Annotated in this window: 24 protein-coding genes; 14 read left to right on the top strand and 10 right to left on the bottom strand. The window is 68.5% G+C overall.

What is annotated here, in order from left to right; genetic code table 11:
• Nucleotides 1–79: 79 nt before the first annotated feature.
• Nucleotides 80–295, top strand: coding sequence for an AsnC family protein (locus ACX80I_RS10420; protein ID WP_459345040.1), 216 nt, complete (start codon nt 80–82; stop codon nt 293–295).
• A 78-nt stretch (nt 296–373) separates the two neighbouring features.
• On the opposite strand, the gene ACX80I_RS10415 is transcribed toward ACX80I_RS10420, so the two are convergent.
• Nucleotides 374–763, bottom strand: a complete 390-nt coding sequence (locus ACX80I_RS10415; protein ID WP_459345039.1) for an efflux permease Rv1217c-related protein — start codon at nt 761–763, stop codon at nt 374–376.
• On the opposite strand from ACX80I_RS10415, the gene ACX80I_RS17290 reads away from it, so the two are divergent.
• Nucleotides 762–878 carry an efflux permease Rv1217c-related protein gene (locus ACX80I_RS17290; RefSeq protein WP_525929867.1) on the top strand — a complete coding sequence of 39 codons (117 nt, stop codon included), beginning with the start codon at nt 762–764 and terminating at the stop codon, nt 876–878. The two genes, ACX80I_RS10415 and ACX80I_RS17290, sit on opposite strands and share 2 nt — an antisense overlap.
• 714 nt (nt 879–1,592) lie before the next feature.
• Nucleotides 1,593–3,827: a CBM96 family carbohydrate-binding protein gene (locus ACX80I_RS10410; protein ID WP_459345038.1), complete on the top strand. Its 2,235-nt coding sequence runs from the start codon at nt 1,593–1,595 to the stop codon at nt 3,825–3,827.
• Nucleotides 3,828–4,152: 325 nt separating this feature from the next.
• Here the strand turns inward: ACX80I_RS10410 and ACX80I_RS10405 are convergent, their stop codons facing one another.
• Nucleotides 4,153–4,383, bottom strand: a complete 231-nt coding sequence (locus ACX80I_RS10405) for a hypothetical protein (protein WP_459345037.1) — start codon at nt 4,381–4,383, stop codon at nt 4,153–4,155.
• A gap of 59 nt (nt 4,384–4,442) precedes the next feature.
• Here ACX80I_RS10405 and ACX80I_RS10400 point away from each other — a divergent pair, with 59 nt between their 5' ends.
• On the top strand, nt 4,443–5,288 hold the full coding sequence (locus tag ACX80I_RS10400) for an SDR family oxidoreductase (RefSeq protein ID WP_459345036.1): 846 nt from the start codon (nt 4,443–4,445) through the stop codon (nt 5,286–5,288).
• Here ACX80I_RS10400 and ACX80I_RS10395 read toward each other — a convergent pair.
• On the bottom strand, nt 5,275–6,534 hold the full coding sequence (locus ACX80I_RS10395) for a glycosyltransferase 87 family protein (protein ID WP_459345035.1): 1,260 nt from the start codon (nt 6,532–6,534) through the stop codon (nt 5,275–5,277). The genes ACX80I_RS10400 and ACX80I_RS10395 overlap by 14 nt on opposite strands.
• Before the next feature lie 85 nt (nt 6,535–6,619).
• On the bottom strand, nt 6,620–7,321 hold the full coding sequence (locus ACX80I_RS10390) for a TetR/AcrR family transcriptional regulator (RefSeq protein ID WP_459345034.1): 702 nt from the start codon (nt 7,319–7,321) through the stop codon (nt 6,620–6,622).
• 129 nt (nt 7,322–7,450) lie between these two features.
• Here ACX80I_RS10390 and ACX80I_RS10385 point away from each other — a divergent pair, with 129 nt between their 5' ends.
• Nucleotides 7,451–8,386 carry an NAD-dependent epimerase/dehydratase family protein gene (locus ACX80I_RS10385; protein WP_459345033.1) on the top strand — a complete coding sequence of 312 codons (936 nt, stop codon included), beginning with the start codon at nt 7,451–7,453 and terminating at the stop codon, nt 8,384–8,386.
• On the opposite strand, the gene ACX80I_RS10380 is transcribed toward ACX80I_RS10385, so the two are convergent.
• Nucleotides 8,383–9,369, bottom strand: coding sequence for a D-2-hydroxyacid dehydrogenase (locus ACX80I_RS10380; RefSeq protein ID WP_459345032.1), 987 nt, complete (start codon nt 9,367–9,369; stop codon nt 8,383–8,385). The genes ACX80I_RS10385 and ACX80I_RS10380 overlap by 4 nt on opposite strands.
• Nucleotides 9,362–10,660: an AI-2E family transporter gene (locus tag ACX80I_RS10375; protein WP_459345031.1), complete on the bottom strand. Its 1,299-nt coding sequence runs from the start codon at nt 10,658–10,660 to the stop codon at nt 9,362–9,364. Before ACX80I_RS10375 ends, ACX80I_RS10380 begins: the two co-directional genes overlap by 8 nt.
• A 256-nt stretch (nt 10,661–10,916) precedes the next feature.
• Here ACX80I_RS10375 and ACX80I_RS10370 point away from each other — a divergent pair, with 256 nt between their 5' ends.
• The 7 genes from ACX80I_RS10370 (at nt 10,917) to ACX80I_RS10340 (ending at nt 17,110) form a co-directional block, all read left to right on the top strand.
• Nucleotides 10,917–11,558: a ScbR family autoregulator-binding transcription factor gene (locus ACX80I_RS10370; protein WP_459345030.1), complete on the top strand. Its 642-nt coding sequence runs from the start codon at nt 10,917–10,919 to the stop codon at nt 11,556–11,558.
• A gap of 253 nt (nt 11,559–11,811) precedes the next feature.
• Entirely contained in the window at nt 11,812–12,786 is a 975-nt protein-coding gene (locus tag ACX80I_RS10365; RefSeq protein WP_459345029.1) for an aldo/keto reductase, read from the top strand.
• 186 nt (nt 12,787–12,972) lie between these two features.
• Nucleotides 12,973–14,280, top strand: a complete 1,308-nt coding sequence (locus ACX80I_RS10360) for an ABC transporter substrate-binding protein (protein WP_459345028.1) — start codon at nt 12,973–12,975, stop codon at nt 14,278–14,280.
• Nucleotides 14,280–15,248 (top strand): carbohydrate ABC transporter permease, encoded by a 969-nt coding sequence (locus ACX80I_RS10355; RefSeq protein WP_459345027.1) that lies wholly within the window; start codon nt 14,280–14,282, stop codon nt 15,246–15,248. The genes ACX80I_RS10360 and ACX80I_RS10355 overlap by 1 nt, the downstream gene beginning before the upstream one ends.
• Before the next feature lie 38 nt (nt 15,249–15,286).
• Nucleotides 15,287–16,207, top strand: a complete 921-nt coding sequence (locus ACX80I_RS10350) for a carbohydrate ABC transporter permease (protein ID WP_459345026.1) — start codon at nt 15,287–15,289, stop codon at nt 16,205–16,207.
• Nucleotides 16,208–16,297: 90 nt separating this feature from the next.
• Nucleotides 16,298–16,744: a hypothetical protein gene (locus ACX80I_RS10345; RefSeq protein ID WP_459345025.1), complete on the top strand. Its 447-nt coding sequence runs from the start codon at nt 16,298–16,300 to the stop codon at nt 16,742–16,744.
• 132 nt (nt 16,745–16,876) lie between these two features.
• Entirely contained in the window at nt 16,877–17,110 is a 234-nt protein-coding gene (locus tag ACX80I_RS10340; protein WP_459345024.1) for a hypothetical protein, read from the top strand.
• A gap of 66 nt (nt 17,111–17,176) precedes the next feature.
• On the opposite strand, the gene ACX80I_RS10335 is transcribed toward ACX80I_RS10340, so the two are convergent.
• Nucleotides 17,177–17,332 carry a hypothetical protein gene (locus ACX80I_RS10335; protein ID WP_459313567.1) on the bottom strand — a complete coding sequence of 52 codons (156 nt, stop codon included), beginning with the start codon at nt 17,330–17,332 and terminating at the stop codon, nt 17,177–17,179.
• 278 nt (nt 17,333–17,610) lie between these two features.
• Here ACX80I_RS10335 and ACX80I_RS10330 point away from each other — a divergent pair, with 278 nt between their 5' ends.
• On the top strand, nt 17,611–18,492 hold the full coding sequence (locus ACX80I_RS10330; protein ID WP_459345023.1) for a transposase: 882 nt from the start codon (nt 17,611–17,613) through the stop codon (nt 18,490–18,492).
• A gap of 80 nt (nt 18,493–18,572) precedes the next feature.
• Here ACX80I_RS10330 and ACX80I_RS10325 read toward each other — a convergent pair whose 3' ends face one another.
• A complete protein-coding gene (locus ACX80I_RS10325) occupies nt 18,573–19,313 on the bottom strand; it encodes a GAF and ANTAR domain-containing protein (RefSeq protein ID WP_459345022.1) in 741 nt (246 codons plus the stop codon).
• A gap of 237 nt (nt 19,314–19,550) precedes the next feature.
• Between ACX80I_RS10325 and ACX80I_RS10320 the strand changes: the two genes are divergently transcribed.
• Nucleotides 19,551–20,306 carry a GAF and ANTAR domain-containing protein gene (locus ACX80I_RS10320; protein ID WP_459345021.1) on the top strand — a complete coding sequence of 252 codons (756 nt, stop codon included), beginning with the start codon at nt 19,551–19,553 and terminating at the stop codon, nt 20,304–20,306.
• Nucleotides 20,307–20,405: 99 nt separating this feature from the next.
• Here ACX80I_RS10320 and ACX80I_RS10315 read toward each other — a convergent pair whose 3' ends face one another.
• Both ACX80I_RS10315 and ACX80I_RS10310 read right to left on the bottom strand, forming a co-directional pair.
• On the bottom strand, nt 20,406–21,425 hold the full coding sequence (locus ACX80I_RS10315) for an LLM class flavin-dependent oxidoreductase (RefSeq protein WP_459345020.1): 1,020 nt from the start codon (nt 21,423–21,425) through the stop codon (nt 20,406–20,408).
• Between the two features lie 57 nt (nt 21,426–21,482).
• Nucleotides 21,483–22,244: an ABC transporter permease gene (locus ACX80I_RS10310; protein WP_459345019.1), complete on the bottom strand. Its 762-nt coding sequence runs from the start codon at nt 22,242–22,244 to the stop codon at nt 21,483–21,485.
• Nucleotides 22,245–22,338: the final 94 nt, after the last annotated feature.

Below are 22,338 nucleotides of genomic sequence, written 5' to 3'. Positions count from 1 at the left end.
CTAAGGGGTCGCAGTGCACGGAAGCCGAACCGGACCACGAGCCCTTGCCTCTCCCCCGAGTGTCAACTAGTGTTGACAAATGGAGGTGAAGGGATTGAAGACACTCGTTGGATCGATGGATGGTAAGGGACCCGCTGAATCCCTGCAGATCGTTGCTGAACTACACCGGGAGGTAGGGCGTGCAGAGGCCGGCCTCGTCCGGAGCGCCCGTCAGGCCGGATTGTCATGGGAGGCCATCGCCCAGTGCCTCGGGGTGAGCAAGCAGGCAGTCCACCGGAAGTACGGCAAGCAGTAGCGCGAGGCCCAGGGCTCCTCGGTCCGCAGGAGATTCACCGTCCCGGGACCTCTTGGCGACCTTTGCCTCCTGCCGCCCTCATGCCGTCGTGATCGCCCGCCGCTTCATGCCGAGGAGGGCCGTGAGAGCGGCAAGGACAGCGATGTCGAGCATCCACCACGCACCGGTCCAGTCCCTCGTCGTACCGTTCGGCACTGGGGTGCGGGAGAACGGGGAGATGTGCCGGACGTCCTGGTCCAGGCCCACCATCCCACCGAAGATGCCGAGGACGACGCCGGCTCCCAGGAGTGCCCAGCCCATCGCGATGGTGGCCGAGGGTCGGAGGACGAACACCAGCGCGGGGACGGCGAGGTAGATGAGTGCTGCGGGAAGCTGGGCCGCGGCCGTCTCCCACACGGTCCACCCCTCCACGGAGGTGCCGTGCGAGACGGTCAGGGAGACCCAGGCGCCGAATGCCGTCAGGACCATGACCAGCACCACCGAGGCCGCTCCCAGCACCAAGGCGATCCTCCGGCTGCGCCAGGAGGAGGCGGGCGGCACCGCGGAACTACTGCTTGCCGCCCCCGTCGGCCGGATGCGATGACTGGCGAGCTACCTTCGTTTCGCCGCCGGAGAGATTGGGCCACAGCCGCACGTCACCGGGGACGTAAGCCAGGCGGCGGTGCACCTGCACTGACTGCGCCCATGGGCCGAGACCGAAGATGCGGGCCGTCATTCTGGAGCGCCCATTCCGTCCTGGCCACGCCCAGCAGGATTCGGCGCGTACTCGGCATGGACCATCCAAACCGAGCGAACGCGGGCATGTCCTCATCAGGTCGGGCTCGACCAACCTGTACGCCGAGATAGCGGTGGATGAGGAGCAGGTGAACAACCTCGAGGTGGATTGGGGTGCGCTGACCGACTTCTTGCGGGTCGTCACCAATAACAGCGAGGACAGCGTGGGCGGAAGCCCGTAGCCCCTCGGCTCGTGATGTACAGCAGGGCGGCCACGCGGACGGGGGCCGCCCTTTCGTTTGTCAAAGGCGGACGCAGTATCTGCACAATATTGGCTCTCCTGGCCGTCTGAGTATCTCCTCACTCCAGGACCACGGGTAACACTGGTCACATCTCAATTACCTAGTTCTGAAAGCCCGGCGCTGCGGTCTCATCCACTCGTGGAACAACGCTCCGGGCCCCTTCATGGTGCTGTGTTGTCTGGGGAGGCGTCAGCTCGGTCGCATGGCCTTCTCAGCCACGCCCATCAGAAAGTGAACGTCATCAAAAAATCAACAAGCGCTCTACTTGATCGGTCCTCTCCATGAGGAAGTCATTGACCGCGGTCGCCCTGTCTGCGTTGGTTGCCACAGGGTGCTCAGCACCAACATTTGAAGGGACTCGTGCAGCGGTAAGCGCACCAGTCTCCATCGCTCCGGTAGCGGACACGTACGTTCAGGCTGATTTCCCAACCACGAACTACGGCAACAGCGTCCGTTGGAGCACAGAGGGCCGCAACTCCATGCGGCGCAACGCCCTCCTCAAGTTCCATGTGGTCGTACCGGCAGGAGAGCGGATCGTATCCGCCAAGCTCCGGGCCTACGCAGAGGCGAGCGCAACAGCCACTGAGTTCGTTAACGTTTACAAGACGACCGGCGACTGGACCGAGACGGGTGTCACGTGGAAAAACGCACCCGCCCGTGGGACGTGGCTGGGCAAGACTGGTGGCTTCGCAGGTAGCTCGTGGGTGGAGTGGGACGTGACAGCCGCTACGGTGGCTGGGGCGAACAACTTCACGCTCGAATCGGGTGCCCAGAAGTGGATCGGGTTCAAGTCCGACGAGTCCCCTGACCCCGCTCTCCGCCCGAAGCTCGTCATCACCACAGAGCCGACCGGGACCACCCCGACAACGCCTCCTCCTCCCCTAACGGGTGATGGTACGACAGCTGCTTCCACCCAGAACTGGGGTCCTGTGGTAGCTGGGGACGAGTTCAACTACACAGGAGCGCCTGACGCCGCTAAATGGAGTGTCTACAACTCGGCTGGTCACGCAGGTAAGGGACTCCGCAGCCCAGCGCAGGTCACCGTCGACGGGACGAAGGCAGTCCTGACTGGCACCCCGGATGGTACGACAGCCGGGCTGAGCGCGAAGTTCGCCAACCAGATGTACGGGCGTTGGGAAGTCAGAGCCGCAGGCTCAGGCGACGACGAGTACCACATGGTCAGCATCCTCTGGCCTGACAGTGGGAACTGGCCGTGCGACGGTGAGGTTGATTTCGCTGAGACAACCGGCGACTGGAACGTCATCAAGTTCTTCACCCACTACTCGTGCGACAACCTGCAGACCTCAGGGTCGAAGGCCCTTGATGTCAGCCAGTTCCACAACTACGCGGTCGATTGGTCCCCAGCCGGGATCGTCGGATACGTGGATGGTGTGAAGTGGTTCGAGGACAACACGCCCGGCCATCAGCCTCCCGGCCCGATGCACCAGACTCTGCAGCTTGACTGGTTCCCGAACAGCTCCGCTAACGGTGCAGGTGAAATGCGGGTCGATTGGGTCCGCGTCCACAACCCCGCAACCATCACGCAGCCGACTCCTACGCCTACCCTGACACCGCCTCCTTCGACAGGAGGGTCGTTCGACTTCGCCGCCGTGGGTGACATGAATCCGTCAGGCAACACATCAACGACCTCAGCTTCGGGCAAGAACGCCAGCAGCATCAAGGCGGGACTGGCCGATGGGACGCTCGACAACTTCATCGGTATCGGTGACTTCCAGTACAGCGCCGGCAACTGCACGAACAGCAGCTACACGGGTGACACGTTCGCCAAGTGGGAAGCCGCAGGATGGGGTCCCGTAAAGGCGAAGACCCTGTGGACGGCTGGACCGAACCACGACCACGAGCCCGGACGTAACGCCGAGTTCGACAAGTGGATGGATGGTGCGTGTGGAAGCACCGCCAAGTCGGCCACCAGCACTGACCTGACCCGCACGAACGCTGAAGGCTCAGGCACGGCGGCAGGTTTTCAGGCGGCTCACGAGTGGTACTCCGTAGACAAGGGCAACTGGCACATCCTGTTCGCCCCCACCGGAGCGTGGCGCTACAACGCCATACGTGCTCAGGCGATGACAGCCGAGATTGACGCCAACCTTGCAGCCGCCAAGGCTCGGGGGAAGCACCTGGCAGTCGTCTACCATGACCCGTACTTCACGTCGAACACGTCCTCACACAGCCGCTTCACGGAGGCCAAGCCTTGGATCGACGTGTTCCACAAGAACAGGGTGAAGGTCCTGCTCTCGGGTAGCCAGCACAACTACGAGCGCACGTGCCCGGTCAACAACGCTGACCAGTGCACCACCGATGGGATGCAGCAGTTTCAGGTATCCACGGGCGGTATCGGCCTGAGGGCGTTCACGTCCAGCCCGGCGTACGTCCAGAAGCGTTTCAGCGATACGTGGGGTCACCTGCGTATGAGCCTGAATGATAACGGCTCGTACACATGGCGGTTCGTAGCCGTACACGGTGGCACAGGAACCGATAGCGGTTCCCGCCAGTAGTCCAGCTAACTGTGGGGGCTGCCGTGTGGTGGCCCCCACAATCCCATATCTGAAAGGAGGCGAATCGTGAGCGTCACCATGTTTGCGGCTGGTATCACCGAATCGGCCGCCTCGATGGCGCCGGTCCAGATCCAGTAGCCTTACGGTCGCAGACCCTGTCTTGCCACCCTGTCGCGTAAGCAGAGGCGTCGACTTATGACGAAAGAGTCGGCTTCAAGACACTTCTGGGTGAGGCATCGTGGCGCCATGATCACATTGGGTACCGCTCCGCCGGTCACGCTACCGCGCATGAGACCCTGAAGGCCGGAGGCCAAGCCGATCAAGGCTAAGGGCTCGAGTGCGACCGGCTCGCCGAACGCAGCAGGGCCGGTAGAACCTGCGCGAGAATCTCCTCGCCTACATCAACGCGTTCTCCGACAACGTCCGCGACATCTTCACCAAGTACAAAATCGAGGACCGCATCGAAGAACTGGAGGAAAGGAATCTCCTCCTGCTTGTCCTTCAACGGTTTGCTGAGGTCGATCTCCACCCCGCACGGCAGGACCACGTAAGGCACCTAGACTGGCGTTTGGCCCGGCCACCAGGACGGGCCGGTGGAGTGAGGACGGACATGCGATGACGGTGCTGATAGCGGGCTGCGGGGACCTGGGCACCGAAGTGGGGCTGCGGCTGGCAGCTCGCGGCGAGCGGGTGATCGGATGGCGCCGCTCACCCAAACGCATCCCCGAAGGCATCGAGGGTAGAGCCGCCGACCTGACGCAGCCGCTGCCACCGATCCCGCAGGACACCGACGTCGTCGTCATCGCCACCGCCGCCGGTGACCGGAGCGAGGCCGCCTACCGCAGTGCGTACGTCGACGCCACCCGCAACGTACTGGATGCCCTCGAGCGCGACGGCGTGACGCCCCGACGCATCCTCTTCGTCTCCTCGACGGCGGTCTACGGGGATTTCGACGGCGACTGGGTCACCGAGGAGTCGCCGGCGGAGAGCCCCGCCCCGACCGCCCGCCTCGTCCGCGAGGCCGAGCAGGTGCTCCTCCGCCGCTCGGACCGCGGCACGGTCCTTCGGCTGTCCGGCATCTACGGCCCGGGCCGCACGCGACTGATCGACCAGGTGAAGGGCGGGACGGCGGTCCTGCCCGCCGGAACCCAGTGGACCAACAGGATCCATCGCGACGACGCGGCGGCGGCGATCGTGCACCTGACCATGGACCTCGACGATCCCGCGCCGATCTACGTCGGCAGCGACGAACAGCCCGTGGACCTCGGCGACGTACTGCAGTTCCTCGCCGCCGAACTCGGCCTGCCGGAGCCGCCGACCGGCGAGACGTCATCCACCCGGGGTGGGGCCCGCCGCATGGACAGCAGCCGACTGCGGTCCACCGGTTTCTCCTTCGCCTACCCGACGTACCGGGAGGGCTACCGGGCCGTCCTCGCAGGGCAGGGCGTCAGGCACCCCTAGGCGAGCCGGCGGCCGCAGGGACGTCCGCCTTCGCCGTCAGGCGCCCCAGCCGCACCAGGGACCAGAGGAAGATACTGACCACGAGCAGGTTGCGGAGGGTGAGCAGGACGGCGACGGCGGGGTTGAGTTCGTAGCGCAGGGCGTCGTAGAAGACCGGATACACGAGGGTGGTCAGGCCGGCCGTCACCAGCATCGCGATCGCCGGGTAGCGCCACTCGGCCGCGCGGTCGAGCACGAGTCCGGCGGCGATCACGGCGGCGATCCACAGCATGAACTGCGGCGAGCCGACCTTGTTGAAGACCACGAGCGTACTCACGAGGGCCAGTGACCCGGTGGCGAGCAGGGCGCCGGCCTGGGCGCCGCGGTGCAGCGCGATCGCGAGGAACGCGGCGACCAGGACGATGGTCAGGGCGAGCAACGGCGTCATCAGGTCCCCGACCAGTCCGCTCAGCGCACCCCGCACTTCCATGGTGTTGATGACCTCGTCCTCGAAGAAGTAGGCGCCCGACGTCCCGGTGATCGCCTGCCACACCCCGGGCGTGCTGAGCGGAGCCTCGAGCTGCATGCCGCGCGCGCCCTGGGCGCTGAGGAATCCGGTGAGGTTGCGGATGTCCCCGAAGGCCGCGACGACGCCCGCGATGCCCGCGGTGAGCGCGACGCCGGCACCGAGGATGCGGAGCCGCCCGCGCCGGAGAACGACGAGCGACGCGAGCACGACGGCGGCGGGCCACACCTTCATCCACGTCGCCGCGCTGAGCACGAGCGATGCCACGAACGGGCGTGCGGCGACGATGAGCAGTGCGGCCACCACCAGGGGTGCGGTCAGGCCGTCGATCCTGCCGACCGCCACCGGCCCGAGGAGCGCCGTGGCCGCAAGCCACCAGTACGCGGCGGTGAACGACGACGGCGTGCGCTGCCGGACCAGGGCCGCAGTGCCGACGGCGTTGAGGCCGGCGAAGAGCAGGAACCAGGCGAGCTGGTACAGGGAGGAGCCGAAGACCGTCGCCACGACCATCGGCACGAGGGCCCCCACGGGATAGACCCAGGCGGTGTCGATGCCCTGCCAGACGCCGTCGGCCAGGGCCTGGTACGCCCACTCACGGTAGAACCGGAGGTCGCTGAGCACGTCCCCGCCGAGGAGAAAGGGCAGCAGCCGGGCGAGGAACCCCAGATGGACAAGGGCGAAGAACAGCCAGACCGAGCGCACGCTGTTGCGGGTCTCCGGATGGGGCAGGCGGATGCGCACGGGAGCTCCTGGTCGGCGGGGTGGCGGCAGCGGCAAGTCTCTCATTTCCGGCGTCGGCTCCGCTAATTCCCGGGGCGGACACCTCTCAGGGTGCGTCCGCCCGAAGACCCAGCTGGCCGGCAAGGCGCTGGACGGTGTAGTCGAAGAGCACGTCGGGACGCGCGAAGGTGGAAGGCCCGTACTGCCCGAACACCTCGAACGACACGGCGCCGAACAGCGCCGACCAGGCCTGCACGGTCCCCGCGATGAGTGCGTCCGGAGCGGCCAGGGCCAATTCGTCCCGGATGGCCTGGAAGTCGGCAGCGAGCTCCGGGGGCGCTCCGGCCTGGCCGCCGTCGAGGTCGCCTGCACGCCAGGCGTCGTCCAGGATGCGCGCGAGCAGCGTGACGACGCGGGTCCCCTGGGGCGTGGTCCTCTCCGCCGGAGCCGCGTAGCCGGGGACGGGGCTGCCGTAGAGGAGCGCGTAGCGCGACGGTTCGCGAACGGCCCAGCGGCGGACGGCGCCGGCGAGGGCGGTGAAACGGTCGGCGGCGGTGCCGCCCGCTGCCTCGACGGCGGCATCGACCTCGTCGCCGAGTTCGGTGTAGGCATCGACCACCAGGAGCGTCAGCAGTTCGTCGCGGTTGGCGACGTAGCGGTAGACCGCCGAGGACACGACCCCGAGTTCGCGGGCCACGGCGCGGAGGGAGAGCGCCGCGGCTCCGACCTCGCCGAGCTGCCGGCGTCCGATCCGGGTGATGTCCATCAGGGTCTGCTCGCGTGCCCGTTCGCGTGGTGTTCCAGCCATGGAGCCACTCTGGCAGGCGGAAGAGAGCACTGTCAACAAAAGAGAGCAGCGCTCTTGACAGGTCCGTGAACCGGGCACACGCTTGGACCTGAGAGCACTGCTCTCACCCCTCCTCCCGAAAGGCACATCATGTCCCCCTACATCGTCACCGGAGCAGGACCGGTCGGATGGACCGTCGCCGAGCAACTCGCGGCACGCGGTGATGCGGTGCGGATCCTCACGCGGTCGGGCAGCGGCCCCGATCATCCCCTCATCGAGAGGCGTCGTGTGGACGTGTCAGACGCCTCCCTCCTCGCGTCCGCCGTCGCCGGAGCCACCGCCATCTTCCACTGCGTCCACGGCAGCGCCTACAGCGCCGCGACCTGGAAGCGCGAACTCCCCGCGGCGGAGGCCGTGGTGCTCGAGGCGGCAGGCCGTCAGGGCGCCGTCGTCGTGTTCCCCGAGAGCCTGTACTCGTACAGCCACCCCGAGAGGGTCATGACGGAGGACAGCGAGCGTTCCGCCGCGGGCGGCAAGCGCGGAGTCCGTACCGCCCTCCTGGCCGCGAGGGCGGCGTCCCCGACGGACACCGTCTCCGTGGTCGCGTCCGACTTCTTCGGTCCCCGGGTCCGGATGGCCCACGCCGGTGAGCGCATGGTGCCCGCGGTACTGGGTGGGAAGCGGATCCAGGTCATCGGCAACCCCGACGCCCCGCACTCGTTCACCTACGTCCCGGATCTTGCGGCCGCCATGATCGCGGCCGCGGACCTGCCGCGGAAGCGGAACCGGGTGCTGCATGCCCCGACCCTTCCCGCGCTCACCCAGCGCGCGCTCGCCGAGGCGGTCGCGGCCACCGCCGGGGTCGGCGCGCCCCGGATGACCGGCACGCCGGGCCGGCTGGTGCGTGCACTCGGCCTCGTGGTGCCGTCCATGCGGGAGCTGGGCGAGCTGTCCTACCAGTTCGACCGGCCGTTCGTCCTGGACTCCTCGGCATCGGAGCGGGTGCTGGGCCTGTCGCCCACTCCGCTGGATACCGCCGTCGCCGAGACGGTGCAGTGGTGGCGCGGTGAACCGGCCGCCGCCTAGGAGTTCCGCCCGGGCGGCCGGGACGGCACATACCCCAGGGCCTTGTCGACGACGCCGGGCAGCGGCCGCCCCTCCACCCAGAGCAGGAAGTTCCGCTCGAACTGCACCGCGAGGTCGTCCAGCCAGGAATCGGCGTTGCTCGCCATGTGCGGGGTGACGAGCACCGACGGCAGTGACCACAGCGGATTATCCGGGGGCAGCGGCTCGACGGCGACGGTGTCGAGGACGGCGCCCGCCAGCGTCCCGGTCCGCAGGCTGTCCACGAGGGCCGCCTCGTCCACGAGCCGGCCGCGGCCCACGTTGATGAGGACGGCGGAGGGCTTCATCGCCCCGATCACGGCGGCGCTCACGAGGTTCTCGGTGGCAGGAGTCAGGGGCGCCACGAGGATGATCCAGTCGAAGCCGCCGACCACGCGGGCCAGGTCGGCGGAGGCGTGCACGGAGCCGAAGTCGTCGTCGTGCTCCGCCGCCGTCCGCCCCGCCCCCTCGACCTGCACCCCCACGGCCTTCAGGAGCCGCGCGGTGTGCCGGCCGATGCTGCCCGTCCCCACGACCAGGGCCCGCGAGCCTGCGATGTTGCGACCCTCGCGCCACACCCATCGGGCGTCCCGCTGCTGGTCGTGCAGCGGACCGAAGCCCTTCGCGGCGTACAGCATGGCACCGAGGACGTACTCCGCCATGGGCTGGTCGAAGATGCCGTGCGCGTTGGTCACCACGACGTCGGACGCCACGAGTTCCGGGAAGAGGAGCTTGTCCACTCCGGCTGCGGCCACGTGCAGCCAGCGCAGGGAACCGGCCGCATGCCACGCGGCGGGCAGGGCCCCGGAGAAGTAGTCCCAGAGGTAGAGCACGTCGGCGCCGTCGAGGGCCCTGTGCAGGGTCGGTGCCTGGGCCACCCGCACGTCGGCGAGCTCGGCGACGCGCTCGAGTCCGCGCACCGGTCGTTCGCCCTCGAGCACCGCCACCACGGGCCGCCTAGTCATCGGGCTGGTCCGATCGGTGCCCCACGGCACCACTGGTCGGCAGGGCGGCGTCCGGTATGCGTCCGTCCTCCGCCGGCTTCGCGGGAACCGCATCGGGATTCCCGGAGGCGACGCCGGTCTCCGGCCGGTTCTCGATGGACAGGTCGCGCAGGTACCGGAGCACCACGATGGCCACCGCGGTCGTCGGGACGGCGAGGAACGCCCCGATGATACCGAACAGCGTGCCGCCCGCCGTGACGGACGCCAGGACGACCGCCGGGTGGATCTCGAGCGTCCGGCCCACGAGCAGGGGCTGGATGAAGTTGCTCTCGAGCTGCTGCACGAGCACCACCAGCCCGAGCACGATCAGGGCCGTGAGCCAGCCGTAGGCGAGGAAGGCCACGAGGGTCGCGACGAGGCCGGAGACGATGGCGCCGACCACCGGGATGAACGCGGAGAAGAACACCAGCACGGCCAGCGGGATGGCGAGCGGAATGTGCAGCAGCACGAGGCCCAGCCCGATGAACACGGCGTCCACCAGCGCGACGGTGGCCTGCGCGAAGATGTAGGAGGACAGCGTCTTCCAGGAGCCGCTCGCGATCATGGAGGCATGCGCGTAGGCCGCGGAGTTGGTCCAGCGGGATGCCCACGGCAGGAAGCGGTCCCCGTCCTTGAGGCAGAAGAACGTGAAGACGAGTGCCAGCAGCACGACGACGGTCCCCGAGGTCAGTTCGCTCAGTCCCGTGGTGATGCCGGTGACGACGTTCCCGACATTCGCCTGCAGCTGCCCCAGGGCGGTGTCGACGATGCCGTCGAGGTTCGCCGCATCCAGGTTCAGCGGCGGACGCGCGATGAAATCGATGAGGTCGGCCACGTTGTCCCGGGCCAGGCCCGAGAGATCGGTGATCCCGCTCGCGATGGCCGGGACGGTCAGCGCGCCGATCCCGACGACGATGCCGATGAACCCGAACAGCGTCACGAGCGCGGCGAGGACCTTCGGGAGGCCCCGGCGGAGGAACCGGTTGACCGGCCAGAGGACCGAGGCCAGCAGCAGCGCGAACAGCGTGGGCAGGATGATCGACCACAGCGCCCGGGTGAGGTACCAGAGGATCACCAGGCCCGCGAGGACGACGATGCTGCGCCCCGTCCACACGGCACTGACCCTGAGCCCGTCCGAGAAGGCATGGGGCCGAAAGCGGCGGGCCACCGAGGAGCCGTGCGGGTCCGCGGAGGCGCCCGGCGCGACGCGCGGCCTCCACCGCCGGGGGCGGACTGCGGCTGGAGACGGATCAGGGGAGTTCGCGCGTGTCACGTAGCCATCCTGCCCTAATCCGGGATGCCCCGCGCCTGCAGGGCGGACGTGGATGGCCCTTGCATGCTCCGCCCCGCGGGATGGAATGCTCTCCCGCCCTCCGGCGCGCTCCGATCCGGCACCGGGACCGTCTGTCGCACAATGGGGGCATGAGGCGAACCCCCCTCCCCGTCCGGCCCTCCCCCGCGCGGGGCACCTTCCCGAACCGGTCCCGCACCTGCGCCAATGCGTGCAGTCCCTGGCGTAGGAGCGCGTAGTGGCACCGCAGGAACGTGCCGTGGCCACACGGTCGGCGATCATCCGTGCCGCTGCCGGGGTGTTCGAGGAGCACGGCTACGGCGGCACTTCCATCGCCGCCGTGGCCACGCGCGCGGGCGTCACCAAGGGGGCGCTGTACTTCCACTTCGCGGCGAAGGAGGACCTCGCCGTCGCCGTGATCGCGGAGCAGAACGCCATCGCCTCGGCGGAGGGCGCCCGGGTGCACGCCCTGGGACGCCCCGCCCTGGAGACGATGATCCTGATCGGCCGCGTTTTCGCGGTGCAGCTCGTCGAGCATTCGGTCATGCGCGCAGGGGTCCGGCTGACGTTCGAGGCATCGGCCTTCGGGCACGATGTCCATCAGCCGTACCGCGACTGGACCTCCTGGTTCAGTGAGTTCGCGCGCACGGCCATCCAGGACGGCGACCTGCGTCCCGACCTCGACGCCGAGGCATTCGCCCGCCTGCTCGTCGGTGCCTACACCGGGGTGCAGATGGTCTCGAACATCCTGACCGGCAGGGCGGACGTCCTCGACCGGCTCGGCGACCTGTGGGAGATGTTGCTGCCGGGAGTCGTGGCCCCCGATCTGCAGGACGATGTACCGCGATACGTCGCCCTCTTCCGCAAGGGCCTCGAATAAACCGGCCATACGGTTTTTTTCGGCGACCGTCAGGACTAGGCTTGGAAGTGGCAGCGCAGGGGCTCCGTGGGGGAGGTCCCTGCCGGACCCGAAGGGTCCTGCCTGCGGGCTCCCCGCGGGTGCGAACGGCATCCCCGGGGCGCCCGCCTTTCCCGCTGCAGTTCCCGGAGCGACGGAAACCGCCACGGTCCCCCTCCACGGAGGGTCCCGCACTAGGGTGGAGGAAAACCTCCGACCCCAGCAAAGGGAATCCATGCGCTACGTGAAACTCGGCTCCACTGGCCTCGACATCTCACCGCTCGCCCTCGGCTGCATGAGCTACGGCACCCCCGACCGCGGGAACCACGCATGGACCCTGCCCGAGGAGGAGAGCCGCCCCCTCATCCGGGCCGCCGTCGACGCCGGTATCAACTTCTTCGACACCGCGAACGTCTACTCGGACGGATCCAGCGAGGAGATCGTCGGACGCGCGCTGGCCGAGTTCACGCGGCGCGAGGAGATCGTGATCGCCACGAAGGTCCACGGCCGCATGCACGAGGGGCCGAACGGCGCCGGACTGTCCCGGAAGGCGATCCTGGCGGAGCTGGACAACAGCCTCCGGCGCCTCGGGACGGACTACGTGGACCTGTACCAGATCCACCGCTTCGACCCGCACACTCCCCTGGAGGAGACCCTCGAAGCACTGCACGACGTCGTGAAGGCGGGCAAGGTCCGCCACATCGGGGCGTCGTCGATGTATGCCTGGCAGTTCTCCAAGGCGCTCTACCTCCAGCGCATCAACGGCTGGACCCGCTTCGTCACCATGCAGGACCACTACAACCTCATCAACCGCGAGGAGGAGCGCGAGATGTACGGGCTGTGCGCGGACCAGGGCATCGGCGTGCTGCCATGGAGCCCGCTCGCGCGCGGCAAGCTCGCCCGGCCGTGGGACGAGACGACGTCGCGCTCCGAGTCGGACTCCTTCGGCAAGACCCTCTACGGCACGCTGGATGCCGACCGGCGCGTCTCGGACGCGGTCGGCGCCGTCGCGGAAGCACGCGGTGTGACCCGCGCCCAGGTGGCCCTCGCCTGGGTCTCGCGCAATCCCGTGGTGTCGGCGCCGATCGTCGGCGTCGGCAAGCAGCGCCACCTCGAGGACGCCCTCGCCTCGCTGGAGCTCGAGCTGACCGAGGACGAGGTCCGCGCCCTGGAGGAGCACTACGTCCCCCATGCCCTCGTCGGCTTCTGATCCCCCTGCGGACCCATATGCGGGTTGACCTCGTCTTCTTCAGCGGGCGCGTGGTCTTCGGGCGGTGAGCGCTTCCGCTGCGAGCTCCTGCAGGCCTTATAGCGCGAGGTCCTCCGGACATCAACAGTCTGTGCAGCGTCGAAGCTGTGCTGTAGGTTGTGTGCACCCTGACCCGGAAGGTACACCATGACCATTTCCAGACGGCAGATTCTCGGCGGAGCAGGATTCCTGGCTGCAGCCGCAGCCCTCAACGGCTGTTCCGGGTTCTCGGGCGGAGGAAACAGCGATAACGGGGAGGGCGGGGAGAATACCCTCACCTTCACGACCTGGGGTAGTCCTGCCGAGGAGGAGGGCTTCCGGCGCGGCATCGCGGCCTTCGAAGGCGCCAATTCCGGCGTGAAGGTCGAACTCAACCTCGTGCCCTACGAACAGATCTTCCAGAACATCGACGCGCAATTGCAGGCCGGCACCGCACCCGATCTGTTCCGCGTGGACTACGGCACCATCGGCGCCTACAGCAGCCAGGACCAGCTCCTGGACCTCACCAGTTACTTCGACACCGCGGCCAGCGAGGAGTTCCTGCCCGCGATGTGGCAGGCCGTACAGTTCGACGGCAAGCCCTACGGCGTGCCCCACCAGACGGACACCTCGGCCTTGGTCTACCGCACGGACCTCTTCGAGCAGGCGGGCATCACGAGCGTCCCCGACAGCCTCGATTCCGCCTGGACGTGGGACGAGTTCCGGCAGGTGGCCGAGCAGCTCCGCGGTTCCCTTCCCGACGACCTCTACCCCTTCGTGTACAACTGGCAGCTCGGCGGTTCCACCCGGTGGCTCAGCTGGTTGTTCCAGGCGGGCGGGCGGCTGTTCAATGACGACCTCACAGGGTCGGCCATTGAGTCCGAGGCCGGGACGAAGGCCCTCTCCTTCACTCAGGGGTTCTTCGCCGACGGCCTGGTTCCTCCGAGCAGTTCGGTGAAGTCCTCCACCTACGCTGACGGCGCGTTCTCCGCAGGGACCACCGCCATGGCCTTCGTCGGGAACTTCGTCCTCCCGAGCCTCGATGAGGCCGTCACCGATTTCGAGTGGAGCGCCACCTATCTGCCGCGCGACGAGCGCGGAGCGTGTGATCTTGGCGGCAACGCCCTCGTGGCGACGAAGAACGCCCGTAATCCGGACCTCGCGGCCGACTTCCTGAAATTCATGACCCAACCGAAGCAGATGTCCGACTTCTGTGCGCGTGCCATGGAGCTGCCGACCCTGAACAGCCTGGTGGGGACGGAACTGGACTACCAGACGAGGCCGGACATCGCGGGCATCTTCGTGGAGCAGGCGACCACGCTCGAGCCGGGTGACGTACAGCAGCTCACCGCTCCCGCCATGGCGACGATCAATCCTAAGCTCCGGGACGAGCTGGAGGCCGCGTTCACGCAGGGGCAGCCGGTCGAGAAGACGCTGGCAAACATTGCTGCCGCCGTCGATGAAGCAGTCGGCTGATGTCCGCCGACACCTCGTCCCGCGAGGAGTCGACCGACGATACCGGGCCGCCGTCGTCCCCGGCGGCCACCTACGCAGCGGCGTCAGGGAGGGCATCCCGGCGGCAGCGTGCCGCCCTCGCCTCCTACGGCTTCCTGGGGCCCAACCTCGTCCTTCTCGGGGTCTTCCTGTTCCTGCCGCTGGTCTGGGCCTTCCTCATCAGCTTCCAGGAATCCAACGGGTTCGGCGCCAGTGGCTGGGTAGGGCTCGATAACTACCGGCGCCTCGTCACGGATCCCACGTTCTGGCGGTCGGCGCTCAACACGGCGGCCTTCACGCTGATCACCGTGCCGCTGAGCCTGGCCCTCGGACTCGGACTCGCCGTCCTCATGAACTCCGTGCTTCCCGGGCGGAGACTGTTCCGCACCCTCATCTACCTGCCGATGGTCATCTCCGGAGTCGCCACCGCCCTCATGGGCGTCCTCCTGTTCGACGAGGCGACCGGCATCATCAACAAGCTCCTGCGCGGGGGCGGTCTCGCGGCCATCCCCTGGCAGTCGCAGGGATCCGCGGCCTTCGCCTCGATCATCCTGGTGACGCTGTGGATCCGCGTGGGGTTCAACATGGTCATCTACCTGGCCGGGCTGCAGGGCATCTCGCCCGAGCTGTACGAGGCGGCCCGCCTCGAGGGCGCGAATTCCTGGCAGCAGTTCCGCCACCTCACCGTGCCGCTCGTGGGCCCCTCCACCTTCTTCCTGCTGATCATGGACGTCATCTACTCCTTCCAGGTCTTCGACACCATCTTCGTGATGACCGGCGGAGGGCCGGGGCGCTCGACGTCGGTGCTGGTCACCTACGCCTACGAGAACGGGTTCGTCACCCGGAACCAGAGCTACGCAGCAGCCATCGGCATCGTGATCTTCCTTCTCACCCTCGTCTTCACGGCGATCCAGTGGCGCGGCAACCGCTCGCGCGACACCGCCGGATAACGACACCCCCCATCCCGGATCACCAGGACAGGATTCCCATGGCCCATCCACTCCCCCTGCGGGGCGACGGCGCGTCGACCGGTGCTGCCGGGCATGACGCCGGTCCCGGCGGCTTCGTTCCGCGCGTCAAACGCGTCCCGCGGGCTCAGCTGGCGGCGGCCATCGCTCGCCTGGTGACCGCCGTCGTCGTCGGCCTCGTGATGATGTTCCCGCTGTACTGGATGGTCACGCTCGCCTTCTCCCCGAACGCGGACGTCTTCAGCCGGGAGCTGCGCATCTGGCCGTCCTCGTGGACGCTCGACAATTTCCGCACCGTCTTCGGCAGCTTTCCCACCGCCACGTGGTTCGGCAACTCGGTGGTCATCACTGCGATCGTCACGATCCTCACGGTCACGGGAAACCTGTTGGCAGGCTACGCCTTCGCGAAGCTCGACTTCCGCGGCAAGGGCGCCATCTTCCTGCTGGTGCTGAGCACCATGATGATCCCCGTGCAGGTCCTGATGGTGGCGCAGTTCCGGCTCGTCACCCAACTCGGCATCTACGGCACGTTCTGGGCCGTCATCTTCCCGTCAGCGGCCTCGGCCTTCGGGATCTTCCTTGCGCGGCAGTTCATCATCGCGATCCCGGACGAGCTCATCGAGGCGGCGAAGGTCGACGGCGCTGGGACCGTCCGGATCTTCCTGCAGATCGTCCTGCCGCTGTGCAAGCCGCTCATCGCCGTCCTCGTGCTGCTCACCGTGATGTACCAGTGGAACGACTTCGCGTGGCCGCTGATCGCTCTCAAGGACAGCCAGCTCTTCACGCTTCCCATCGGCCTGCTCTATCTCCGCGGTCAGTACGGGGCGGATTACGGCGCCATCATGGCGCTGGCGCTCATCTCCATCACGCCGATCATCATCATGTTCCTCGCGTTCCAGAAATACTTCGTCCAGGGACTCGCGCGGAGCGGTATCCGCTGAACCGCACCGTGGAGGAGCCGATGGCCCCTGCGTGGGTCCGCACCTTCGCTAGGCTGGGAGGGACGTTCCCCAGCCGAGCCGAGGAGATCCATGCCCCGCCTGCCCCGTTCCCATGCCCGGGCTGCCGGGCTGTGCGCGGCGGTCCTCGCGCTGGCCGGCTGCACCGGCGGCCCGGCGCTCGGTCTCCTCGAGAAGGAACAGACCGAGCAGGACATCCTGACCATCCAGACGGACCTCGACGGCATCGACCTCGCAAGCACCCGCTTCCTGGTCGAACGCGACGGCGTCGAGTACTTCGCAGCCAAGCCGGTGGAGGGGATCGGGACCGGGGACACGGTCTGCCTGCTCGCCGAGGAGGGGCTCGGTGTAGGCCTCGAGTGCGCCCCGCTCGAACGCGGAGCTGCCGGGGCCACGATCCGCGACAGCAGGGTCACGGCCGTGCTGCTCCCGGACGACGTGGACCGCGATGCGCTGACCGATGAGGGCTTCGAACTGCTGCACCCGAACCTCGCAGTCCGCCCGGCAGGCGCCGGCTAGGGCCACCCCGGCGCACCCATCATCGGTCGCCGCCCGAACGGCGCCTGCAGCCACTGCGATCCGGAGAAAGAGTGGACACTGCAGTCCCGGCCGCGCCTAGCATGGGAGGAACAGACCCACGGAGGAGGAACCATGGCAGTAGCAGGGGATGACGGCGGCGAGATGATCGTCGGCGACGTGACGCACACGGGCGGCCGCGCGGTGGCGGTCGGGCTGTCCTCCTCGGCGGACGGCCAGGGCCGGCCACTGATCAGCATCGGGTGGGTCGAGCAGGGCGAGCGCCTCGAGCTCAGCGTGGAGGAGGCCGTGGCACTGAGGGATGAACTGACGCGCATCATCGACGACGCGGACGACCGGGAGGCCTGAACCGGGATCTCCCGACGCTCCGCCCGGTTCTCGCCCGACGCTCCGGCTGGATTCCCGTCGGCCCGGCTAGGCCTGGATCTGGGTCTGCCCCACGGTGATCCTGTGGTTCTGCTCGCACTGGAAGACGGCGAGGGTTCCGGCAGGGACCGGCCCCTCGGCGGGCCATTGGTCCTCGCCCAGTTCGATCAGGGCAGAACCGCAACTCGGGCATCGTGCTTCCATCGCGTGCGTCCTTTCAGATCCCCGGGTCCGTCGACGGACCCGGCCACTGGACCAGTACACACGGCCCGCCGCGCGAACGCCACTGGAGCGGAGCGCCTCCGCGCTCTGGACGGCGTGCCCGCCGGGGGCTAGGTGTACTGGGCCGGGTGCGGTGGGGCGGCAGGCTTCCCCTCCATCTGTACGCCCGTGCGGCCACCGGATACAGGCGGGCCCTCCCCTGTCGCCGCTCCCTGCCGGTGCCTATAATCGGGCGAGCCCAGCGGAAGGACGCAGACGACATGGACCTGGTGGAACAGGCGGCCGCCCTCTATGCGCTGCCGCTCGATCGGTTCACGGAGGAGCGGAACGCCGCCGCGAAGAAGGCGACGCAGGAGGGCGACAGGGAACTCGCCGCAACACTGCGCAGACTGCCCAAGCCTGCCTCGGCCGCATGGCTCGTCAACGTGCTCGTCGACCGCCGCCGTGAGGAGGTGGAGCAGGTGCTCGAACTCGGTGCCTCGCTCAAGGAAGCGCAGGCCAGCCTCGACCGGGCGCAACTGCATGCGCTCGGCCAGCAGCGCCAGCGCCTCCTCGCCGCCGTCGCCCGTCAGTCCCTCGATGCCGCCGCGGACCTGGGGCACGACGTCGGGCCCGCCGCCCTGCCGGGCGTGGAGCAGACCCTGCGGGCTGCCCTGGCCGACCCGGCAGCTGCCGCAGCGGTGCTCACCGGGAGGCTCGTGCGGACGCTCGAGGCCACCGGCTGGGATCCCGTGGACCTCGAAGGCGCCGTTGCCGGCCCCTTCACTCCCCCTGTCCAGGGCGGAGATCCGACCGGGACGGAGGACGGCCTGCCGGCCCGCGCGGGGCACCCGAAGACCGCCCGTCAGCGCAGGGACGCCGAAGCACGGCTTTCCGCGGCGCGTGAGGCACGCGCCGCCGCCGAGGACGCGGCGGCGGACCTGCTACGGAAGTCGCAGCGCCTCACCGTCCGGAGGGACGGGCTGACCGCTTCTCTGGAGGACCTCGAGGAGCGCCTGGACGCGCTCCGGCGGGAGCTCGCCGACCTCGACGCCGAGGCTGCAGCCCTCGACCGGAAGGTGTCCGACGCGACCCGCTCGGTCGCTGAGGCGAAGGACGAGGAGGACTCCGCGGAATCCGACGCCGCAAGCCTTGACGGCTGAACGGATCCGGCGCCGTGAGCGTACCTGCGGCGCCGAAAAGGACAAGCGGTGCCGGCGTGGAGGCAGGCCATCGACGCGCGTCAGTCGAAGTGCGTGGTCACCGGTGCATCCACGGTGCTGGTCAGGACGTTCCGGGCGAGGTCCCGGAGCTTCATATTGCGGGCGGTCGATGCCGCCCGAAGGATCCTGATCGCCTCATCCTGGCTGCACCGGTTCTGGGACATGATCACGCCCGCGGCCAGATCGATGGTGGTGCGCGACTCCATCGCCGCGGCAAGGTGCTCCGCCCTGTCCGTCAGCCGGGCGAGGCGGATCGCAAGCTGCAGCGAGGTGGATGCCCCGCCGGCGAAGCGTTCCGCACGTGCGACCCTCTCCTCGGAGAAAGCGCCCGGCCGGCGCGAGAAATAGGCGACGACGGCCTTCTCCGGCCCACGCAGGCGGACCGGGACGCCGAGGGCCGAGTGGATCCCCTTCTGGAGTGCTGCCGGACCGTAGAGAGGAGATGTGGCGTCGACGGCCGAATCCTCCATCAGGACGGTCCTTCCCGTGGACACGGTCTTCACGCAGGGTCCGTCGTCGAACCGGCACTGGAGCTCTGCAAGGTGGCGTGCGGTCGGGCTCGTGCCCGCAATCGTGGCCTTGGTCCGGGGCCGCAGGAGGATCAGGCCGGCGAGGATCTCGCTGCGGCCGTCGGGCAGCGCCGCCGCTGCAGCTTCCACGAACTTCTCGAGGAATTCGTCGAGACCGGCGCTGGCGGCCAGCATCTGCTCGAGTACATTCCCCGCATCCACCTCGGGTCGCACGCTGAGACCATCATCCATGGCACATTCCCCTTGAACTGCGTGCACGCAAGGCAGGCACTGCGACCAGGAAAGCTGCGCCCTGCTGAACAACTCGACTCAATGCTAGCCAGCACTGTGCCCCGGCGACAGGGTGCGCCCACCGACAGCGGGAAGCGAGTAGTCGGGGTGATCGACGCCCGCAACGGGCGATTTGCCTCGTTCCGCCGAGTTGACTATCTTGAACGGGTCTAGAAGTAGGCGCTGATTACCGTCGGCATGACCGGCACCAGGACATCTCGAGGCTACTTAAATTCTGAGCCCCACCTCAACGAACTCGCGGTAGTGTTCGGTCGGGTTCGCGGACTCCTGCTCACCCAAGAAACCGTTCAGCACGCCGTGGACCTCCTCGCCGAGGCGGCTCGGGACCTGATCCACGGCGCTGTCGGAGCAGGCGTCTCCCTGATCCACCATGGACAGCGCACGAGTACCGGCGCGACCGACACCCTGGTTCGGCGCCCGGACGAACTGCAGTACGAACTGCAGTACGAACTGTCCGAAGGCCCCTGCCTCAGCGCCTGGTCGACCGGAGCGCCGGTGCGGGCGGACGACACCACCGCGCCGGACCAGCGCCGGCCCCGGTGGGCTGCCGCCGCGGCCGAGATGTCCGTACGGTCCTGCCAGAGCGTGCCGTTGATTCAGGGCCGCACCACCATCGGTGCCATGAAGGTGTACTCCACCGAGGCCGGCGCTTTCGACGAGACCACCGAGCGCGCCCTCACCCGCTTCTCGGTTCCCGCCGCCGCGCTGCTGAGCCACGTGCAGACCACGGACACGCCCCGGCAGATCCGCTCCGAACTGGCGGTCGCCCTGCAGATGCGCGACCGCGTGGGCATGGCGAAGGGCATGCTCATGGCGCAGCTCGGTGTCGACGACCGCGGAGCTTTCCGCGAACTGATGGCACGCGCCGAACGGGCCCGGCGCTCGGTCGCGGACGTCGCGTTGGAGCTGACCGGAGGGTCGACGGCTCCCTGAGGTCGGTCTCCCGTCCCGGCGTCGCTGTCTCCCGGTCCCGCCCGGCTTCACCGTCCCTCGGCGGGTGCCGGAACCGCCCGGTTCCGGCATCCGCCGTCGTCAGCGCAGTCCCGCCGCGGGGCCGACGAGCGAGACGATGTTCCCGAGGAGCGCCGCGTTGAAATCGACGCCGAGCTGGTTCGGGATGGTCACCAGGAGCGTATCGGCGGCCTGCACGGCAGCATCGGCCGCGAGCTGCTCCGCGATGACATCCGGAGGTCCGATGTAGCTGCGGCCGAACCGGGACCGGGCACCGTCCAAAATCCCGACCTGGTCCGTCGAATCGCGCTGTGCCCGGAGGCCGAAATAGTACTCGTCGCTCTCGCTCACGATAGGCAGGATGCTGCGGCTAACCGAGACCCTCGGCGACCAGGCGTGTCCGGCCCCGGCCCACGCCTTGCGGAAGATCTCGATCTGCTCGGCCTGGAGCTCGTCGAACGGTACACCCGTGTCCTCCGTCAGCAGCGTGGAGCTCATCAGGTTCATGCCCTGCTCCGCCGCCCACTGCGCGGTGGCCCTCGTGCCGGAGCCCCACCAGATACGCTCGGGCAGCCCCGGCGAGAGCGGATCGATCGCCAGCTTCCCGGTGCTGCCGGTCATGCGTGGGTTGGCGTCGGCGATGCCGGAGCCCGCGATCGCCCGTCGGAACAGCGCGGCCTTGTCGCGCGCAAGGTCGGCGTCGGTGGAGCCCTCCTCCGGGAGGTAGCCGAACGTGCGCGAACCGTCGAGCGCGGTCTCCGGTGATCCCCGGCTGATGCCGAGCTGCAGGCGCCCATTGCTGATGAGGTCGGTGACGGCGGCTTCCTCCGCCATGTAGAGCGGATTCTCGTAGCGCATGTCGATCACGCCGGTACCCAGCTCGATGGTCTTCGTCCGCGCCGCCATCGCGGCCAGCAGCGGGAAGGGCGCCGAGTACTGCGGCGCGAAGTGGTGGACGCGCATGTACGCGCCGTCGACACCGAGCTCCTCCGCGGCGACCGCGAGCTCGACGGCCTGCACCAGGGACTCGCGTGCGTTCGGCACCGACGAACCACGGACGTCCTGGTAGTGGCCGAATGACAGGAAACCGATCTTCTTCATGTCCGGTGAAGCGCTGGACAGCGCCCCGGCATTCCCGCGTCGGACGTCCGGCCCCGCCTAGTCCAGCGGGGCGGGCCGGACGCGCACAGGGGCGAGCCCGCGCACCAGCACGACGGCGGTCAGCGCACCGGCCGCCATGATCGAGGCGAGGACGACGATCTGGAAGCGACCGGCCTCGAGCGGGGAGATCCCACCGAAGATGGCGCCGACGAAGGCGCCCGGGAGCGTGACGAGACCGGTGGTCCTCGTCTGGTCGGTGGACGGGATGAGCGCCGAGTGGACAGCGGCCCGCGCCATGTCCAGGGTGGCCTGCCGGGGCCGGGCTCCCAGCGCCAGCCAGCCCTCCACCTCGTCCCAGCGTTCCAGCGTCGATTCCCGAAGGCGGCGTCCGGCGAGCGTCGCGATGGACATCGTGTTGCCGATGACGATGCCGCCGAGGGCGAGCAGGTAGCGCGGTTCCGCGAGGATCGCTCCCGTGGCAAACACGACGACGAGGGCAACGACCACACCCAGCCCCATGCCGAGGACCACCAGCGCGGCGTGGGGACCCGTGAACCCGATGCGCCGGGTAGCCGTCAGTGCGGCGACGATGAACATCACGAGGAGCGCGCAGGCCACCCAGAGCGGACTCGTGATGACTCCTCCCAGGATGAGGCTGATCAGCCCGAGTTGCACCGCCCCGCGCAGGACGGCGAGCGCGGGAGCAAACCGGTGGGGTGACCGCGACCAGGTGAGGACGCCGACGGTGACCACCATCAGGAGCACGACGGCGCCCGCCGTCGGGGCGAGGCCGGCGAAGGTGTCCCGGATGGCAGTCATCCGGCCAGCCTAGCGAGGACCGGGCATGCTGGCGGCACGGGTGCAGGTCGCGCCGGAGGGCGGGACCACGGACCGCCAGGTTGTGCGAGACTTC

It is taken from the genome of Arthrobacter rhamnosi, from assembly GCF_054510855.1.
Note: the sequence above shows the minus strand (reverse complement) of the source record. Positions and strands in the feature narration are given on the sequence as shown.

Bases quoted from the DNA above. Each gene is read 5' to 3' on its own strand.
- ACX80I_RS17290 (WP_525929867.1), top strand. From the start codon at position 762: ATGACCAGCACCACCGAGGCCGCTCCCAGCACCAAGGCGATCCTCCGG.
- ACX80I_RS10380 (WP_459345032.1), bottom strand. From the start codon at position 9,369: ATGACTAGGCGGCCCGTGGTGGCGGTGCTCGAGGGCGAACGACCGGTG.
- ACX80I_RS10345 (WP_459345025.1), top strand. From the start codon at position 16,298: ATGCCCCGCCTGCCCCGTTCCCATGCCCGGGCTGCCGGGCTGTGCGCG.
- ACX80I_RS10355 (WP_459345027.1), top strand. From the start codon at position 14,280: ATGTCCGCCGACACCTCGTCCCGCGAGGAGTCGACCGACGATACCGGG.
- ACX80I_RS10350 (WP_459345026.1), top strand. From the start codon at position 15,287: ATGGCCCATCCACTCCCCCTGCGGGGCGACGGCGCGTCGACCGGTGCT.
- ACX80I_RS10390 (WP_459345034.1), bottom strand. From the start codon at position 7,321: ATGGCTGGAACACCACGCGAACGGGCACGCGAGCAGACCCTGATGGAC.
- ACX80I_RS10330 (WP_459345023.1), top strand. From the start codon at position 17,611: ATGGACCTGGTGGAACAGGCGGCCGCCCTCTATGCGCTGCCGCTCGAT.
- ACX80I_RS10420 (WP_459345040.1), top strand. From the start codon at position 80: ATGGAGGTGAAGGGATTGAAGACACTCGTTGGATCGATGGATGGTAAG.
- ACX80I_RS10385 (WP_459345033.1), top strand. From the start codon at position 7,451: ATGTCCCCCTACATCGTCACCGGAGCAGGACCGGTCGGATGGACCGTC.
- ACX80I_RS10410 (WP_459345038.1), top strand. From the start codon at position 1,593: ATGAGGAAGTCATTGACCGCGGTCGCCCTGTCTGCGTTGGTTGCCACA.
- ACX80I_RS10360 (WP_459345028.1), top strand. From the start codon at position 12,973: ATGACCATTTCCAGACGGCAGATTCTCGGCGGAGCAGGATTCCTGGCT.
- ACX80I_RS10415 (WP_459345039.1), bottom strand. From the start codon at position 763: ATGGTCCTGACGGCATTCGGCGCCTGGGTCTCCCTGACCGTCTCGCAC.
- ACX80I_RS10310 (WP_459345019.1), bottom strand. From the start codon at position 22,244: ATGACTGCCATCCGGGACACCTTCGCCGGCCTCGCCCCGACGGCGGGC.
- ACX80I_RS10335 (WP_459313567.1), bottom strand. From the start codon at position 17,332: ATGGAAGCACGATGCCCGAGTTGCGGTTCTGCCCTGATCGAACTGGGC.
- ACX80I_RS10365 (WP_459345029.1), top strand. From the start codon at position 11,812: ATGCGCTACGTGAAACTCGGCTCCACTGGCCTCGACATCTCACCGCTC.
- ACX80I_RS10340 (WP_459345024.1), top strand. From the start codon at position 16,877: ATGGCAGTAGCAGGGGATGACGGCGGCGAGATGATCGTCGGCGACGTG.
- ACX80I_RS10315 (WP_459345020.1), bottom strand. From the start codon at position 21,425: ATGAAGAAGATCGGTTTCCTGTCATTCGGCCACTACCAGGACGTCCGT.
- ACX80I_RS10400 (WP_459345036.1), top strand. From the start codon at position 4,443: ATGACGGTGCTGATAGCGGGCTGCGGGGACCTGGGCACCGAAGTGGGG.
- ACX80I_RS10325 (WP_459345022.1), bottom strand. From the start codon at position 19,313: ATGGATGATGGTCTCAGCGTGCGACCCGAGGTGGATGCGGGGAATGTA.
- ACX80I_RS10320 (WP_459345021.1), top strand. From the start codon at position 19,551: ATGACCGGCACCAGGACATCTCGAGGCTACTTAAATTCTGAGCCCCAC.